General features: G+C 47.8%; 12 protein-coding genes. 2 read left to right on the top strand and 10 right to left on the bottom strand.

Annotation, left to right across the window (positions count from 1 at the left end):
* Positions 1–36 precede the first annotated feature (36 nt).
* The gene (locus M2134_RS10325) at positions 37–3,297 is read left to right on the top strand and encodes a DUF6250 domain-containing protein (protein WP_280758174.1); all 3,261 of its coding nucleotides are present in this window, start codon (positions 37–39) and stop codon (positions 3,295–3,297) included.
* Between the two features lie 67 nt (positions 3,298–3,364).
* Here M2134_RS10325 and M2134_RS10320 read toward each other — a convergent pair whose 3' ends face one another.
* The 5 genes from M2134_RS10320 to M2134_RS10300 all read right to left on the bottom strand — a co-directional run bounded on the left by M2134_RS10320 (position 3,365) and on the right by M2134_RS10300 (position 9,162).
* On the bottom strand, positions 3,365–4,717 hold the full coding sequence (locus M2134_RS10320; protein WP_280750624.1) for a TolC family protein: 1,353 nt from the start codon (positions 4,715–4,717) through the stop codon (positions 3,365–3,367).
* Positions 4,718–4,729: 12 nt separating this feature from the next.
* Entirely contained in the window at positions 4,730–5,827 is a 1,098-nt protein-coding gene (locus M2134_RS10315) for an efflux RND transporter periplasmic adaptor subunit (protein ID WP_280750623.1), read from the bottom strand.
* 24 nt (positions 5,828–5,851) lie between these two features.
* Complete coding sequence (locus tag M2134_RS10310) at positions 5,852–7,111, bottom strand: ABC transporter permease (RefSeq protein WP_280750622.1); 1,260 nt, start codon at positions 7,109–7,111, stop codon at positions 5,852–5,854.
* 106 nt (positions 7,112–7,217) lie between these two features.
* Positions 7,218–8,483, bottom strand: coding sequence for an ABC transporter permease (locus tag M2134_RS10305; protein ID WP_280750621.1), 1,266 nt, complete (start codon positions 8,481–8,483; stop codon positions 7,218–7,220).
* A complete protein-coding gene (locus M2134_RS10300) occupies positions 8,470–9,162 on the bottom strand; it encodes an ABC transporter ATP-binding protein (RefSeq protein WP_280750620.1) in 693 nt (230 codons plus the stop codon). The genes M2134_RS10305 and M2134_RS10300 overlap by 14 nt, the downstream gene beginning before the upstream one ends.
* A gap of 450 nt (positions 9,163–9,612) precedes the next feature.
* Between M2134_RS10300 and M2134_RS10295 the strand changes: the two genes are divergently transcribed.
* Positions 9,613–10,941: an outer membrane protein transport protein gene (locus M2134_RS10295; protein ID WP_280750619.1), complete on the top strand. Its 1,329-nt coding sequence runs from the start codon at positions 9,613–9,615 to the stop codon at positions 10,939–10,941.
* A gap of 104 nt (positions 10,942–11,045) precedes the next feature.
* Here the strand turns inward: M2134_RS10295 and glgP are convergent, their stop codons facing one another.
* The 5 genes from glgP to M2134_RS10270 form a co-directional block, all read right to left on the bottom strand.
* Positions 11,046–13,613, bottom strand: a complete 2,568-nt coding sequence (gene glgP, locus M2134_RS10290) for an alpha-glucan family phosphorylase (protein ID WP_280750618.1) — start codon at positions 13,611–13,613, stop codon at positions 11,046–11,048.
* Between the two features lie 115 nt (positions 13,614–13,728).
* Complete coding sequence (locus M2134_RS10285) at positions 13,729–15,384, bottom strand: glycosyltransferase (RefSeq protein ID WP_280750617.1); 1,656 nt, start codon at positions 15,382–15,384, stop codon at positions 13,729–13,731.
* A 227-nt stretch (positions 15,385–15,611) separates the two neighbouring features.
* Positions 15,612–16,088 (bottom strand): Lrp/AsnC ligand binding domain-containing protein, encoded by a 477-nt coding sequence (locus M2134_RS10280; RefSeq protein WP_280750616.1) that lies wholly within the window; start codon positions 16,086–16,088, stop codon positions 15,612–15,614.
* 175 nt (positions 16,089–16,263) lie between these two features.
* Positions 16,264–16,965 carry an FKBP-type peptidyl-prolyl cis-trans isomerase gene (locus M2134_RS10275; protein ID WP_280750615.1) on the bottom strand — a complete coding sequence of 234 codons (702 nt, stop codon included), beginning with the start codon at positions 16,963–16,965 and terminating at the stop codon, positions 16,264–16,266.
* A 23-nt stretch (positions 16,966–16,988) separates the two neighbouring features.
* Complete coding sequence (locus M2134_RS10270) at positions 16,989–17,576, bottom strand: FKBP-type peptidyl-prolyl cis-trans isomerase (protein WP_280750614.1); 588 nt, start codon at positions 17,574–17,576, stop codon at positions 16,989–16,991.
* Between the last annotated feature and the right edge of the window lie 758 nt (positions 17,577–18,334).

The raw sequence follows: 18,334 nt of genomic DNA, 5'->3' as shown, positions 1-18,334 counted from the left end.
TTTTGGGAAACTGCTTTTACTTATAAATACTCCGTTATGAATAGATTATGTAGACTCTCTCTCACTCTTTTGATTGTACTTTTTTCTACCCATGCAGGTGCGCAAACGATCATCCCCTCCGGGCTGAACGCCCAGGAATTTGATCAATATTGGCAGATAGAATCCGAATCGCCCGATTATAACCTGCGCTTTCTGAATGACACGGTAGAGATACTCGCGCCTCAAGGCCTAACGCTATGGAGGAAAGAGAAGATGAGTGGAGATATCACCATAGAATATGATGCCTGCATTATGGACGAAGGAATGCCTGGAGACCGTTTGAGTGACTTAAACTGTTTCTGGATGGCTTCCGATCCGCTTTCTCCGGATGATCTATGGAAACGCGCAGCCTGGAGGCAAGGCATTTTCAACCATTATTATTCTTTACAGATGTACTATTTGGGATATGGAGGAAACCATAACACGACGACGCGTTTTAGGCGTTATGATGGTAATTACGAAGCGGTGGAGAAGGAAAACAAACGACCTGTAATCATAGAAGAATATACCGACCAAGAGCATTTGCTACAGCCCAACCAATGGTATCGTATCCAGATATCAACGAGCGGCAACAAAACGACCTATTCTATCAATGGGAAACGATTGGTTGACTTTCGCGACCCGCAACCCCACCGTTCCGGTTGGTTTGGTTTCCGAACCACGTTAGCCCGAGCGCGTATGACCAATTTCCGATACATAAACCATACCCCTGACGATAATCAGATACCTCTTCAATGGATTGGGCAAACACCGCAAAGCAATAGCCCGGTCTCCTTTGGCGTTCCATTCCCGAAGGGAAAAATACAGGCGGGTAGGCAATTCAATATCACCACAGCCAACGGAATAGAGATCCCTGCCGATAACTGGCCCTTGGCCTACTGGCCTGATGGCTCGGTGAAGTGGGGAGGCTTTGCAGCCGTCATTCCACCCTCTGCGGACTCACTCTTTCTTCAGATCGACACAAAGGAGAGGAGCAAAGATGATCATGACAAGATAAGAATCGAAGAGTCGGACAAACAGATTGTCATTCATACGGGAGTATTATCCGCTTATTTCACCCGACAAGGTGCGCATGTGTTAGATAGCCTTGTACACCATCAAACCAAAGTGGGAGGTGAAGCCAAGCTGATTTGCCAAACAGAAACAACAACGGGCAACATCACCACCCACACCCGCTATGAGAGTCGTATCAAACAAATGCGTATCGAGCGTGCCGGTGACATACGCACCACCGTTAAGATAGAAGGTGTGCATTCCGACGGCCAACGCGAATGGCTTCCCTTTACCCTTCGGCTCTATTTTTATGCCGGCAGCGAACGCGTCCGGTTGGTACATTCCTTTGTGTATGATGGTGATCAGGATAGTGACTTTATTCATTCGTTAGGGTTGTCTTTCAATATCCCTATGCGTGAAGCACTCTACAACCGCCATATACTCTTTGCCGGTAGCGAAGAAGGGGTGTGGAGTGAACCGGTTCAGCCACTCACCGGACGACGTGTCTTGACGTTGAACGGCGATCGTACACTCTATCAACAACAGATCAATGGCGAACGCATTCCCGACTATGACACCTTTGACATAGCTAATCAGACATTGATCCATCACTGGGCCTCCTGGGATGGCTATCGTCTTTCTCAGTTGAGCCCTGATGCCTTTAATATACGCAAACGCGTAGCCGACGACCGTCCATGGATCGGTACCTTTTCGGGTGATCGTTCGCAAGGGCTGGCTTTTGCGGGAGATGTGAGTGGTGGATTGGCTGTCTGCTTACAGGATTTCTGGCAGTCCTACCCCTCGAGTATAGAAATCACCGGCGCGCGTACCTCCCATGCCACACTGACGGTGTGGCTATGGAGCCCTGAAGGAGAAGCGATGGATTTGCGCCATTACGACCATGTAGCACATGATTTGAACGCCAGTTATGAAGATGTGCAAGAGGGGTTAAGTACACCATACGGCATTGCCCGTACCTCTGTTATTACCCTTGCCGCTCAATCGGGCTTTCAGGGGAAAAAGGCCCTCTCCCTATTGGCGCAAGAGTTGACCTCTCCACAACAACTGATGTGCACCCCTTCCTATCTGCACCGTCAACAGGCATTCGGTGTATGGAGCCTGCCTGATCGGACTACTCCGTTTCGTACACAGATAGAAGACAGACTCGATGAAACGATCGAGTATTATCAGCACGCCATCGAACAGCACAAGTGGTATGGCCTATGGAATTATGGCGATTTGATGCATGCATACGATGCTGAGCGACATAGTTGGCGATATGACATCGGTGGATTTGCTTGGGACAATACCGAACTGGCGTCTAATATGTGGCTATGGTACTCTTTTCTTCGTAGTGGACGAGAAGATATATGGCGCATGGCCGAAGCGATGTCACGCCATACCGGGGAAGTCGATGTGTATCATTTGGGTGAGTATGCCGGGTTAGGCTCCCGCCACAATGTAAGCCATTGGGGATGTGGCGCCAAAGAGGCACGTATCAGTCAGGCTGCCTGGAACCGTTTCTATTATTACCTCACCACCGACGAACGAACCGGCGACTTGATGAGCGAGGTAACCGACTCCGATCAGCTGCTTTACGCCTTAGACCCGATGCGTTTGGCACAACCGCGTGAGCAATATCCATCGACCGCTCCGGCACGCCTACGCATTGGTCCCGACTGGTTGGCATACGCCGGCAACTGGATGACCGAGTGGGAGCGTACGCAAAATACCGCCTATCGCGATAAGATCGTTGCCGGTATGAACAGTATCACGCAATTGAACAACGGTATTTTCACCGGCCCTAATGTCTTGGGCTATGATCCGGCCACCGGCATCATCTCCTACGAAGGCGATCCGGATCTGCAGAATGTCGGTCACCTGAAAACCATTATGGGTGGTTTTGAGATCAACAATGAAATGATGCAGATGATCGATCATCCAGCCTGGAACAAGGTATGGTTGGATCATGCCGAATACTATTCTCCTAAATCCAAAGAGCTTAGAGGCTCCGTGTTTTACATTCCGCGACTCACGGCTTACGCGGCCTATATCAGGTCGGATAAGAAGTTGAAAGAACGTGCCTGGAAAGAGCTCATTCCCGATATAGAGAATGGGCGGCTGCCCCGGTTTGAGTCCCGGAAAATCCTTCCTCCGGAAACATTGTACCCACAAGATGAGAATCGCTTTATGAGTACCAATAACGCGGCAACCTGGGCGTTGGATGCCATCTATATGCTGGAAGTGATCCCTCCAAACCAATAAAAGCAATCCCTTATTCAGCAAAATGGGCAGGCGCTATATAAACGTCGCCTGCCCATCAGCTGTTTCACTATAGTTTGATCGGTATCCCGCTGTAAAAGTCGAGAATCTTGGTGCGGAAAATATAATTATACTTTGCCTGGGTCTGTTCGGAAAGGCTTTGCGCGTATTTGGTTTTCGCTTCGCTGTATTCAAAAACAGTGCTTTTCCCGGCATTGTAGCGTTCTTCCGCATAGTGGAAAGCCTCTTTGCTGGCATCCACCGACTTGCCGGAAGAGAGATAGGATTCCTGGGCGGCTACGGCATTATAGTAGGCTTGCTGGATCTCTTTATACAATACCTTCTTCGTGTTCTCCATCATCAACTCACGGTTTTGGATGTTTAACCGGGCGGAACGTACGCTGTTGCGCGTCTGGAAGCGATTGAAAATCGGAATGCTCAGGCTTAGCCCTATCGTTTTCCGTTCGTTTTGCTTCAATTGCTCGCTAAAGGCGGTATTCACTGTCGTGCCATCACCTCCGGAGTAGCGGTAGTAGCCGTTGCTGTAGCTGGCATTCAGGTTCAGTTTGGGGTAATAACCCGCCTGAGCCACCTTGAGCAATTTGCGCTGACTCTCTAAGAGGTAGCTCTGCTCTCTGATCTGCGGCTTGAAGGCCACCGCTTCGTCGAAGATCTGATCCGGGTGACGTATGCTGCTCATATATTGTCCGATTGCATCTTCAATCACCGGATTGACAATGTCGAAATCGCCGCCGCTTCTTTCCAGTTCGAGGCTTTGTGCCAGGTCGATCAACGCCAGGTTGAGGTTGTTCTGCGCTTCGGTCAGCGACACCTCGTCGCGGGCTACCTGTGCTTTCATATCGAAAAGCTGTGATTCGGGCACCTTCCCGGCTTCCACCAGGGCGGTTGTCCGTTTCACCTGTTCTGTGCTCAGTTCCACCTGCATGCGGGCGATTTTCAATATCTCTTTATTGAAAAGCACCTGTAGGTAGAACGAGGCTACATTGATCGCCAGGTCTTCCCTGGCTTTGTTCAGGTTCTCCGTGGCAGCCAATAATTCCAACCGTTTGGATGCTATATCGTTCGAAATGCGCAAGCCAGTGAAAAGCGGCATATTTAATTGCAGGTAAGCTGAGCTGTTTGCCGAGTTGCGATCGACAATTACACCGGTTTTCGACGGGGAACGCCCGAAGTCGAAGTTCTGCCCCATACCGGCATTCAGGTCGGGCAGCCAGCTGTTTTTGCTGGTATTGAGTTCGATCTCACGTGCCTCTTCCGTCTGTTCCCGCTGTTTCAGGTCGATATTGTTTTCAACCGCATACCGGATACATTCTTCTAATGTCCATAACTTCTGGGTGTCCTGCGCCTGGAGCGATACCGTGATCAGCCCAGCGAGGAATAATACTATGAATCGTTGCATCATCTCCTCCTTTCTTTACTTCGTGATCACCGCGCCACGGATCTTGTCGTTCTGGCTTAATCCTTCCACTACCTCTATCTTGATGCCGTCGGAAAGGCCTACTTTCACGGCATGTCTCTCGAACAACTGTTCCGGTTTTTCCTGTTTCACCAATTGCACGAAGGCCGAGTCGCCACTAAATTCAACCGTGCTTTCGGGTATCGTTAATACATTGTCGACCTGCTTCAGAACAATCTCCGCATTCGCGCTATAGCCTGCACGGATAAAGGCATCTTCAGGAATATTGACCGCCGCTTTGATCTCGAACATCACCGCGCCGTTTTCCTCTACCCCTTTGGGAGAAACATATTCGAGGGTCGCATCGAACTGGCGGCTTTCCATCGCTCCAACCGTCAATTTCAACGGCATCCCTTCATGGATGCGGCCGACCTCCGTTTCGTCGACTTTCCCCCGGAAGATCATATTATTCATGTCAGCAACAGAAGCAATCGTCGTTCCGTCGTTGAAGGTGTTCGATTGAATCACCGAATTTCCTACCTTCACCGGGATATCCAATAGCATACCTGTGATGGTTGAACGTACCTGTGTCGTACTGCTTGCCGTTGAGCGGCGGGAGATCCCTTCGCGGATAATCTCCAACGCGTCTTGCGCGTTCTCTACCTCTTCTTTGGCTTTCTTATAGTTCGCTTCCGACAATTCATAGTCTTCCCGGGCAATCACCCCCTGGTTGAAGAGCTCCTTGTCGCGGTTAAAGGTAGAGGTGACCTGTTGCTGGTTGATCTCCGCCACGCGCACCCGCGACTCGGCGCTGTTGAGTTGTACCATTTCCGGAATCACCTTGATGCGGGCAATGATCTCGCCCTCCTTTATCATCTGCCCGGCCTCTTTCAGGAGTTCGGAGATAATGCCTGACATCTGCGGTTTGATAAGCACCTCATCACGCGGTTCGACCTTTCCGGTAGCCACTGTCTTTGTCTCTACCGAGCCTTCCACGGGCGATACCAACTCATACTCGGTGATCACCGGACGTGACTTCTGCCAAAGGAAATAGAAAGTTCCTATCACCGCTGCTCCTATCAGAACAAAGAGAATAATTTTACCAATCTTTTTCATCTATTTTTTGTATTTAATTTGTTGTTACTCTTCCCTTATCGCATCAATTGCCTTGATCTGCATCGCCCGCCAGGCGGGTATCAATCCGGCAAACAAACCGCTGATCAACAAGACCACCGTTGCCACGACTGCCGTTCCGATATGTATTTCCGGTACATCGAAGAAGGTGTCGCCTGATGTATCGCCGCTTGGCATCAGCCGTCCGACCATATCCAATAGGAAGACACCCAGGCATAACCCGGCCAGTCCCGCGATGGTGGTCAAGAGCAGGCTTTCGCTCATGATCTGCGAGATGATATTGAAGGGTTTAGCCCCCAAGGCGCGCCGCACACCGATCTCGTTTGTTCGTTCGCGCACGGTGACCATCATAATATTACTCACCCCGATCACCCCGGCCAACAGGGTACCCATGCCGACCAGCCAGACCAGGATATTGATGCCCAGAAAGAGCATATCAAAGGTCTCAAACTGCTTGGCGATCGTGAAGCTGGCAATCGCCTGTTCGTCGGTCGGTGCGATCTCATTCTGCGATTTCAAGACAAATTTTATATCCTCCACCATCTCATCGGCCGAATGTCCATCTTCCGCCGTGGCGCAGAGGAACCAGAACTTATCGCCCAGGTTGGCTGTCTGTTGCAAGGTGGTATAGGGAACCATAATACTTTCCGACGTGCGTCCGCCGATCGAGACGCGTGCTTTGGGTTTGATCACCCCTACGACCTGGTAATAAATGCCGTTCACCCGTATGTATTGCCCGATCGGGTCTTCCTTTTCATCAAAAAGCACTTCGCGCACGATATCGCCGATCAGGCAAACCTTGCGGCGTTCAAGCATATCGATGTTGTTGAGCAGGCGTCCGGCCAGGATATGTTGTGTTTCGATCTGAAAATAATCGGAATAGACACCGCGCACATTGTATGTCCCGGCCTTTTGTCCCTTCACGACATTGTTCTGCCCACCCCATGACATCACCATCGGTGAGAGATATTTCACCCCTTTGACGCGGTTGCGAATAGTCTCAATATCCCGGTTGCGCATCTGCCAGTAGCGTCCTTTCCGGTATCCTTTGTAGGGTTCACCCGTGCGTTCGGCAAAAAAGAAAGCGGAGTTGGTCGAGAATCCCTCTACATTCTTAAAGATTCCCTTCTTGAAACCATTGCCCGAACCCAATAATATAACCAGCATAAGGATTCCCCAGAACACCCCGAACCCCGTCAGAAAGCTCCGTGCCTTATTCCGTGTAATGGTTACCCATATCTCTTGCCAGCGGTCTAAATCAAACATTTTTTTCTAATTGATAATTGATAGTTGATAATTGATAATGGATGGTTCGTGATTGACAACTGACGAATATCAATTATCAATTATCAATTATCAATTTTTTAATTATTTACTCGTGTCTCATCGCCTCGATTGCCGTAATCTTCACCGCTTTGCGGGCCGGGAAATAGCCGGCAAGCACACCGGCGACCATCAGTAAAACGGTGGATAAAAGGGCAATACTCATATTAACTGTCGGATTGCGGAAGATGGTCATATCGTCGCGCGATACGGTCTGTCCCGCCTGCATCGCTTCCGTAATCATATTGATAATCTCTGTTACGCCGATGCCCAATACCATGCCGATATAGCCGAACACTGCCGTAATCAATACCGATTCGACAATCACCAGTTTCAGGATAGAGAGCGGTGTTGCTCCCAGGGCTTTGCGTATGCCGAACTCTTTGGTACGTTCGCGCACGGTGATAAGCATGATATTGCTCACCCCGACCACCCCGGCGGTCAAGGTGCCTATCCCGATGATCCAGATAAAGAGGGTGATCCCGTTCAGCATCCCGTTCAACATCATAAAGTCCTCAATCATATTCCATATGCCCAACGCACGTGTATCGGCCGGATCGAACAGGTGGCGGCGGGCAAATTGTTCGCGCAGCTTCTGCTCGAACGCGTCGTTCTCCGCCTGGGTCTGGATGCCATTGACCGTAAGATAGATCTCATCCATTCCGTAACCTTTCTTGTAGAGCGTTTGTGCCGTACTGAAAGGGATATAGGCCGGCGCGTCGTTGTTGTTGTCTTCCGCTTCATATATTCCGATCACCTGATAGGCCATTTGTCCGGCTTTGATATATTTGCCGAGTGCCTCTTCCGAACGGAAAAGCACGGTTTTCATGCGCGGGCTGATCACAATGACCTTGCGGTTTTCCCGAATGTCAATGTCGTTGATAAAGCGGCCGCTTCCGACCGGCATCTTGATCTTATTGATCTGGGCCATATCCGGGTGGACACCCCGCAGTTGGTAGGTATTGTATTCCTCTCCGTAGCTCAGGGTATCGCTATGATAAACGATGCCTGACTTCAATTCGATCTCCGGATTGAGCTTCTCCAGGGTTTCATAGTCTTTGTTGGTGAATTCGATCCGCCGGTTGTTCTGCATCCCTTTGTAAGGCATAGAGGTTCGCCGGGGCCAGAGATTCAACATGTTTGTGGAGAAATTATCGAAGTTGTAGACAATCCCGTTGCGCATCCCGTTGCCGGCTCCTAAGAGTACGATCAGCATGAAGATACCCCAGGCTACCGAGAATCCGGTGAGGAAGGTACGTAGTTTGTTCTTCTTCATCGTGCTCCATATCTCGCGGAAGTTATCAAAATCGAACATGACCGGCCCCCTCTTCTATGGATTCAATAAGACCGTCTTTGAGGCGGACGATTTTCTTTGTGACATCTGCCACCGATTGCTCGTGCGTCACAATAATCATTGTCATCCCCTCCTGATTTACCTGTTTCAAGAGTTCCATGACTTCGACCGTCGTCACCGAGTCCAGGGCTCCGGTAGGCTCATCGGCGAGGATCACCTGAGGCTTGGCAATCAGGGCGCGCGCGATGGCTACCCGCTGCTTCTGTCCGCCCGACATCTCATTGGGCATGTGATCGGCCCAGTCTTTCAGTCCCACCATATCCAGGTATTCCAAAGCGATCTGATTGCGTTTGCGGCGGTTCATTCCCTGATAATAAAGCGGCAGGGCTACATTCTCCATCGCGTTTTTGAATGATATCAGGTTGAACGATTGAAAGATGAAGCCGATCATCTGGTTGCGCAATTCCGCCGCACGCGTTTCCGACAGGTTGCGAATCAACTGATTGTTCAGGTAGTAGTCGCCCGTATCATAGGTGTCTAATATGCCTAAGATATTGAGCAGGGTTGATTTTCCTGAACCGGAGGCTCCCATGATCGAAACCATCTCTCCCTTTTCTATTTCCAGGTCGATGCCTTTCAATACATGCAAAGGGGCTCCGTTAAAGTACGTTTTGTTGATGTCTTTCAGTTGAATGATCATATAGTTGTTTGTTGTTGTAGCAATTTGTTTTTCTTCTTATGCGATAAATAAGCGAGGTCTCTTTCCCATTAGACGCCTGACAGGCCTATTTGTTACACGGAATCCGATTTTTTACGAAACAAATATATCGTTATTGTATGATACCTTGTATCGCAAGGTACTAATAATTATGATAAATTAACGCTTATATTTTTATTCTCACCCGCATGAGAATTTTTTCTCACGTGGGTGAGAATTTTTTTTGCCCTGCCAAAAGGGCGTGACAATTTCATGGTTGCTTGCCGGTTCTGTTTGTATTGGTAAATGTTTAATTTATTTAATTTTTGGCACAAATATAGGTAGAGTGTGCAGTTTCTATCAAAAGTATATACCTTTGCAGCCGTTTATGTGGTGATATAGACCAATATTACCGTGATGTAGACGAGAATTTAATGAACTAATAATGGATGTATGAAGAAGATTATGCTGTTAGTAAGTCTGTGTGTATTACCGTTTACGTATGCCGCAGCAGAAGGATATCAGGTGAATTCGCTTAGCGCGAAACAATCGGGTATGGGTCATGTGGGAGCCGCTATGAAGTTAGGAGCTGAGAGCATGCATTTCAACCCTGCCGGATTAGGTTTCCTGGATAAGACCCTTGACCTCTCGGCCGGGGTATCCGGTGTCTTTTCCAGTGCGAAATACACTCAAGGAAGTTATACGCATGAGGCGGATAATGATCCGAGCACGCCGCTCTATTTCTATGGTGCCTTTAAGATCTATGACTTCCTGTCGGCCGGTGTTAGCCTGACCACTCCTTACGGAAGCGCGATGAACTGGGGCAAGAACTGGCAGGGAGCCGGCCTGATCCAGGATATTGCCCTGAAGTCCTACTCTATCCAGCCGACCCTTTCGTGGAAGATCACCGATCGCCTGAGCATTGGTGCCGGTGCGATGATTATGTTTGGTGATTTCGAATTGAGTCGCGCGTTGGTTACGTCGGGTGATCTGGGACTTCTGGCCATGCAAAATCCGGCATTGCAGCCGCTGGCCGATAAATACAAAGATATTACGCCGGTAGCTGTTACGTTAGGTGGCAACGCGGGTGTGAAGGTAGGATACAACCTGGGTGCGATGTTTGATATTACGGATCAATGGACGGTCGGTGTTTCTTATCGCTCGAAAGTAGATATGGCGGTAGGCGAAGGAACGGCGCAAGTGCAATATGCCAATGAAACGGAGTTGAAACCGATTCTGGGGGCTGGTATTCCTGCCCTGGATCAGGGAACGTTTGAGGCTGCTTTGCCTTTACCCTCCAATCTGAATGTGGGTGTTACCTACAAACCCAATGCGCGTTTGTTGCTGTCGGGCGAAGTGCAGTTTGTAGGCTGGGAAGCTTATGACGAATTGAATGTGGAATTCACACAGGGAGCAATCAAGGGCTATAATATCAATGCGAAGAAGGATTACCAGAATACCCGGATTTATCGCCTGGGCGGGCAGTATGCGGCTACCGATCGTTTCGATCTTCGTTTGGGTGCTTACTACGATGAGTCGCCGGTAAAAGATGATTACCTGAATCCGGAAACACCCAGTATGGATAAGTTAGGGGTGACGGCAGGGATGAGCTTCCGTCCGTTGCAATCGCTTTCGATCGATCTGGGCTTGGCCTATGTGACCGGTTTCGGACGCGACGGCTCCTATCCGATGCCTAATAAGCTCGATCCCAATAATACCTTCAGCGGGCACTATGAAGTAAGCGCTTTTACGCTGTCACTGGGTGTAGGCTATAGCTTCTAAAATAGGATAAAATGGTTTTAAGGTCACAAATTGTGACCATAGAAAAAAGGGGAATGAACCGACGTTCATTCCCCTTTTCGATATACCGTTAGCGGTTGTTTTGCTTAGATCCAACGTACATAGGCAAAGTCCATGCGGTGAGGCAGTTCTTTGTTGTCTGGATATACGCGGAAGGCTATTCTCAGATTGCCTGACAGATCGGGGTTGGCTACCAACTCGAAATAGAGTTTTGATCCCTCCTCTTTTTTCAGCGTGAACTTATGCAGTTCGTGCAGCTCTTGTTGCTTTGTCTCGAAATTGTCGCGTGTAACCACCATATCTACGCCTAACATGCCTTGCAGCTTGTGGCGGTCGATCACTACCTTAAACGTATAATCGTCGCCGACAACAGGGCCGTTGCCATTGAAAATATCGGGTTCGCATGACATAGATACCACTTCGAAGCTGTCCCAGTTGGTGGCAACCTCTTCTTTCCAGGCGGCAATCTCTTTTGCCTTGGCGAAGTGCTGCTCTTTCAAGCGGGCTGAACGGGTAGCCAGTTTATTGTAGAAGCGTTCGATATAGTCGTCGAGCATACGCTTCATGGTGTAATCCGGAGCGATCTGCGCGATGGAATTCTTCACATAGCCAGCCCATTGCTCAGAATAACCCTTGTCGTTGCGGTTGAAGAAAGCAGGGATGATCTCTGTTTCCAATGTATGATAGATCGTAGCCGCATCCAGTTGATCCTGGTATTGCTGGTTTTCATAGGTACGCTTGTCGGTCAATGCCCAACCGGCTCCCTCTTTATATCCTTCATACCACCATCCGTCGAGTACGGAGAAGTTTAATACACCGTTCATCTCGGCCTTTTCTCCGGAGGTACCGGAAGCTTCCAGCGGACGGGTAGGGGTGTTGAGCCATACGTCGACACCTGAGATCAGGCGACGAGCCAGACGCATATCGTAGTTTTCGAGGAAGATGATCTTGCCTAAGAACTCAGGACGGCGCGAGATCTCTACAATATGTTTGATCAATCCCTGGCCACCACCATCGGCGGGGTGAGCTTTCCCGGTAAAGATGAACTGAACAGGGTATTTCTCATTGTTGACGATCTTAGCCAAGCGGTCTAAGTCGGTGAACAACAAATGCGCGCGTTTGTAGGTAGCAAAACGACGTCCGAAACCAATCAACAGGGCGTTTGTATTGATCTTTTCAAGGATAGATACCACCTTAGAAGGATCGCCCTGGCTCTTCAACCAGTTGCCTCTGTATTGTTCGCGGATATAGTCGATCAGCTTCTTTTTCAATGTTTCGCGCAGATTGAACAGCTCCGCGTCGGGTACATTATAGATCTGTTCCCAATATTTCTTGTCCGATTGGTTTTCAAAGAAGCCCTCTTTGAACTTTTCGGTATAGAACTGTTTCATTTCTGTAGCAGCCCAGGTAGGCATATGCACGCCATTGGTCACCCAGCTTACGTGAAGCTCATCCGGGAAATAGCCTTTCCATACCGGAGCAAACATCTTTTGGGATACCTTTCCGTGCAACCAGCTTACACCGTTTGCCTCCTGGCAGGTGTTCAGGGCGAATACACTCATAGAGAATTTCTCGTTGGTACCCGGGTTCTCACGTCCCATATCGATGAAATCCTGCCAGCTGATGCCCAGTTTCTGCGGGAATTCGCCCATGTAGCGGCCGAACAGTCCTTCGTCGAAGTAGTCGTGTCCGGCAGGAACCGGCGTATGTACGGTGTAAAGAGAAGAGGCACGCACCACTTCCAATGCCTGGTTGAAGGTGAGTCCGTCGTTCTGGATATAGTCGACAAGGCGCTGAGCATTGATCAATGCGGCATGTCCTTCGTTACAATGGTAGACCTGCTTCTTGATGCCCAGTTTGTTAAGCATCATGATACCGCCAATCCCCAGCATATACTCCTGTTTCATGCGGTTTTCCCAGTCGCCACCATAGAGTTGGTGGGTGATAGAACGGTCCCATTCACTGTTTTCTGGCATATCGGTATCCATCAGGTAAAGAGGGATACGTCCCACGCTTACTTTCCATATATGCGCGTAAACCGTGCGTCCGGGGTAGGGCACCTCCAAGACCATAGGTTCACCATTTGAGGTGGTTACCTGTGTCAGTGGCAATGCGTTGAAGTTTTGTGCTTCGTAATTAGCAATTTGTTGGCCATCCATCGAGAGTGATTGAGTGAAATAGCCATAACGATAGAGGAATCCAACGGCGCAGAGGTCGATATTGCTATCGCTGGCCTCCTTCAGGTAGTCGCCGGCCAATACGCCCAAACCGCCTGAATAGATCTTCAGGATGTTGGTTAAACCGTATTCCATGCTGAAATAGGCAACGGACGGTTTATTGGTGTCGGGTTTCTTATCAATGTATGCTTTGAATTTGGCATAGACGCTTTTCATTTCTGCAATAAATTCAGTGTCTTTTACCAGCTCTTCAATCCGATTATATGTAAGTTGTTGCAACAAAAGAACTGGATTGCCTTCTGTCGATTTCCAAAGTTTTTCGTCAATACGCTTAAAAAGTTTGGCTCCTTCGTGATTCCACACCCACCATAAGTTCTCTGCGATCTCTTGCAGTGGCTCTAATTGTTTTGGTAGTTTTGCGTGTGCATAGACTTCTTTCCAAACGGGTTCGTTTACGTTGTTAGCTTTGATCTTCATTATATTGATATTTAAATGAGTTTCTAAATGATTATTTATTTATGTAAGTCTTTATTATTTATTTTTTTGCCGGTGCAAAGATAGCGACAATCTGAAAAACAGGAATACCTGGTCCTCAAATTCTTTGATTTTTAGCTTCTTTGGCTATGGCAAAGGCTTGTTCGTAGTAGGCAATGAATCGGCTCCATTCCGCCTCACTGGCCAGTGTCAGGCAACGTTTTTTGATCGTTTCTCTTTCTGTTGTCGACTTATGAGCGAGTGCGATAACCTGCCGGGCAATGGTTTCGGCCACTTCGAAATAGTTGAAGTCTGTCCTTTCAATCACCACCACGCCTTCGTCGATATCTGTTCCCGTTACGTTTTTCTTTGCCCACATGCCGAAGCCCGCCAGGTTGGTTGTAATGGTCGGTATGCCGAAAGCGATGCTCTCCAGCGGGGTATATCCCCAGGGTTCGTAGTAAGAGGGGTAGACTGTTGCGTCCATGCCAATCAATAGGTCGTAGTAGGGTTTGTTGAAAATCCCGTCTTGCCCGTCTAAATAACAAGGGACAAACACTATTTTCAACTTCTCGTGACAGTTGTTGGTGAAACCGGCATGTTGAACATAATTCAATACCTTATCGTGTTCCATCTGATGCAGCCAATGGGTGATAAACGGGAATTGCAGACAGCCTTCGACAGCGATGTCTTTGTCGACAACCTCCTTCAGGTCGGCTCTCGCTTCGCGTACCCAGGCCGGCACGGTAATAAAAGCGACCACCTCTGTCTGGATCTGTCCCGACGTGCGGACGCGGTTCATCGCTTCGATAAACACATCGATCCCTTTGTTGCGGTACTCATAACGTCCGCTGGTGGATATCAAGAGCGCATTGGGGCTGATTTCGCATCCCAATAGCTTTTCTGCTACGTTGATCAGGGCTTGTCGCGCCTCTTTGCGTTTCGTTGTATAGTTTTTTCCTACGGGAACAAAATTTCGTTCAAAGCCGTTCGGGGTGACGATATCGGGTGTTTTGTCTAATAATTGCGAGCACTCACGGGCGGTGATATCGCTGACCGTGGTGAAGCAATCCACCTGATGAGCCGCTTGTTTTTCAAGGGAGTGTTTTGCTTCCATATTCAGTTCGCGTGCCATCTGATCGCCATTGTAATGGTCCAGATAGGCATAAAGCGCTTTGTCGTTGCCGGCAATCGAGCGCCCGATGGAGGTAGCATGTGTTGTGAATATGGTAGCGATCTCGGGTATGCGGTTCTTGATATATAAGGCGCCCATACCCAGCATCCACTCGTTGAAGAGGGCAACGACCTCTTTTGTTTTCAGTTGATAGAAATGATAAAAGCTTTCGATCACCTTGCCTACGGCATAAGCGAAGATGCAGGATTCGTCGTAGTCGCCATACGCATGCATGGAGTCGACCTGGTAGTTGCTCCACATATGATAAAACAGCTCGTCGCGATCGCAGGCGAACGATTTGAAGTCAACCAATACAACAGGCGGTTTGCCGGGAACATTCCATCGACCCACTTTGATTTGTAAATGATTGATTTCTTTCGCGTGTAGTTGCCAGTCAGGGAATAAATTCGTGTCTTCAATAAAATCCGCATTCTTTTTTTCTCCCCACAGATCAGGCCCTATAAAGATCACCTTATCTTGAAAAATTTCCTGCAGTGTATGCGCTTTTGTTGATAGTACAGTATAAATTCCCCCCACTTTGTTACAGACTTCCCAACTGCTTTCAAACAGGTAGTCGGGCGTCTTTTTTATATCATCCATATAGTTCAGTTTCTTAAAACAACGGTTTCAGGCTGCAAATATACATTATTTTGCCGGGAGTTTTATACGAAATCAGTTTTCAGTAGAAAAAGAACAATATAAATCCCGGAATCGGTTATGCCAATGAGGTAAATCATCGACATACGATTCCGGGATGTATCTATTGTTTGCAAACCGGCTAAACGGCAACGAGTTGCAAACAGCTACGGTTTGTGGTGAAGAAAAGCCTATTCCTCTTCTATATCATCTCTGCAGATGGGAATCTCGCGCTTAACACTTTGACGGAGGGAGATCAGTGTCTCCGTGGCTGTAACGCCCGGGATCTCCTGGATTTTCGTGTTTAGAAGCTCCATCAGGTGCTCGTTGTCGGTTGCATATAGCTTGATGAGCATTGTGTAGGGACCGGTGGTGAAATGGCATTCTACCACTTCCGGAATTTTTTCAAACTCAGGAACAACGTCTTTGTACATGGAACCGCGCTCCAACACAACACCGATATAGGTGCAGGTGTTATAGCCTAAATTTTTGGGATTGATTTGATAGCCTGATCCGGTTATTACGTTCGTATCTGTCATGCGCTGTACCCGTTGGTGAATAGCTGCTCGGGATACATTACACTCGTCTGCTACCTCCTTGAACGGGATACGAGCATTCCTGGATATGATCTGCAGTATCTGCCTATCCAGTTTGTCAATTTTTTCCATCCTTTTTCTGGTTTAGTTGTTATATTCTTGTTTTAATGTATCAAAAGTATGTATTATTTTTGAAATAGGTAGCAATATGAAAGTAAAAAGTGATATTTTGAAGCAAAAAACGAGTGCAATATGCTAAAAAGCATACTTGCACTCGTTTTTGTATGGCCAAAATGCCACTTAGGGCTTATTCTACAATTTCCAGTAATTCTACTTCGAAGATCAATACGCTGTTGCCCGGAATAGAATAGTTTCCGCCTTCGCCATAAGCCAGTTCCGACGGAATCCAGAATTTATATTTTGATCCAACAGGCATGATTTGCAATCCTTCTGTCCATCCGGCGATCACACCGTTTACAGGGAAGGTAGCCGGTTCGCCACGTTCGATAGAGCTGTCGAATGTTGTTCCGTCGAGCAGGTTACCGGTGTAGTGTACTTTTACGCGGCTGGTGTTTGTGGGGCGCTCACCGGTTCCTTCGGTGATTACCTGATACTGCAGACCGCTTTCTGTTGTGATAACGCCTGATTTAGCTTTGTTCTCTTCCAGGAATTTTTCGCCTTCTTCTTTGTTTTTCAGTTTTTCTTCGTTAGCAACGCGTTCGAAGTAAGACTGAACAAATGTGTTTGCTTCTTCCATGGAGATCTTAGTTTTTGCATTCTCGTCTCTCAACGTTTCTACAAAACCTGCGATAAGCGCTTCGACGTTTACCTCACCTGGCAGTCCCTCAAGGCTTTTTCTGAATCCATCCCCATTGAGGATACCAATCGCATAACTAGCGCTGTCGGCACCGTTAGAAAGTTTCGCGTTGCCGATTTTTGGCTGGCAAGAAGTGAAAGCAATGCTGCCTACAACAAATACTGAAACCAGTAAAAAATTAATTTTTCTCATTTTACTATACATTTATAATTCTATTATTTCACAATCTCTATTAATTCCACATCAAAAATAAGTGTGCTGTTGGGCTCTATCGCTTCTCCGGCGCCTCTTTCGCCATAGGCCAGGTCGGAGGGGATAAACAAGCGCCATTTAGATCCGGCCGGCATGAGTTGCAATGCCTCTACCCATCCCGGGATCACTTGCGACACACCAAAGACAGCCGGTTGTCCTCGCTCGATGGAGCTGTCGAATACCGCGCCGTTTATTAAGGTGCCATGGTAATGGCATTTCACCTTGTCGCTGGCAGTAGGCGTAGCGCCTGTGCCTTTTTTAATGATTTCATATTGCAAGCCGCTGGGCAGAACGGTTACACCTGCTTTGTGGCTGTTGATCTGCAAAAACTCTTCGCCGGCTTTTCTGTTGTTCTCCAACTTCTCCGCCTGCAGTTTCGTGAAATATTCGTTGATGACTTGCTTCGCTTCATCGTAGCTGATGGCGGGTGTCTTTTCTTCTAATACATCTTTTAATCCCTGGAGGAAATCTTCTGTGTTTAATTGATTAATTCCGGAAGATTGGAAATTGTTTCCAATGCTTAGCCCCAAGGCGTAACTTACTTTGTCCATATCCTTTTTATTTAGCCTACAAAAGTAGTGTTTTTCCTGGATATATGATATGTATCTTCTTTTTTCTTTCTGATTACAGGCTGTTTATCTCTTTTATGTCTTTCTTTTTCTTTTCGTTCATATGGCTCGCATGCTTGGGATATTTCCGACCATTGTCCGGAAAAATAAAAATACGCGATTCTCAGCGGGTTTGTTGGATTGGATAGAGTATCAGCTTTTCCTGATTTTTTTTGTCGGCTGATGGAAAAGCGAAAAAGATCCTTTGTCGAAATCAGGATTATCAGGATTGCCAGGATGGGCAAGATTAAGCAGATGTCTATTATCTCTCTATTAAATATATCCCGCACCTCTCGCCTGTCCGGTTAATCCTGATCCTGGCAGTTGCTTTTCTTTTTTAGCTAAGGGTTGGTAAAACTATCACCGCATCGGTAAAACTATCATAATGCATTCAAAACCCTGTATTGATCAGTATTCTTCGTTTTTGGCGTTTCTGTCGATCGGTAATCCTATCACGCAAAGCGGTAAAGCTATCACCTGGTTTGTGATCCTATCATTCGATCGGTAAAACTATCACAATGATAGGCGCGCCTATCATCTGTTTCTCCAGAACCCTCATGTAGACAGGGTTTTGGGTAGGTGGTAAAACTATCATTTGTTTTGGTAAAACTATCACCTTCTTTGGGGTATTCATAAAACAAATCGCACATCCGGAAATATCCGAATGTGCGACGATTTATTATAACGTATACAAAAATTGA

It is taken from the genome of Parabacteroides sp. PM6-13 (assembly GCF_029892605.1).
Taxonomy (GTDB): Bacteria; Bacteroidota; Bacteroidia; order Bacteroidales; family Tannerellaceae; genus QVMG01.
This window is presented reverse-complemented; position numbering and strand designations above follow the sequence as displayed.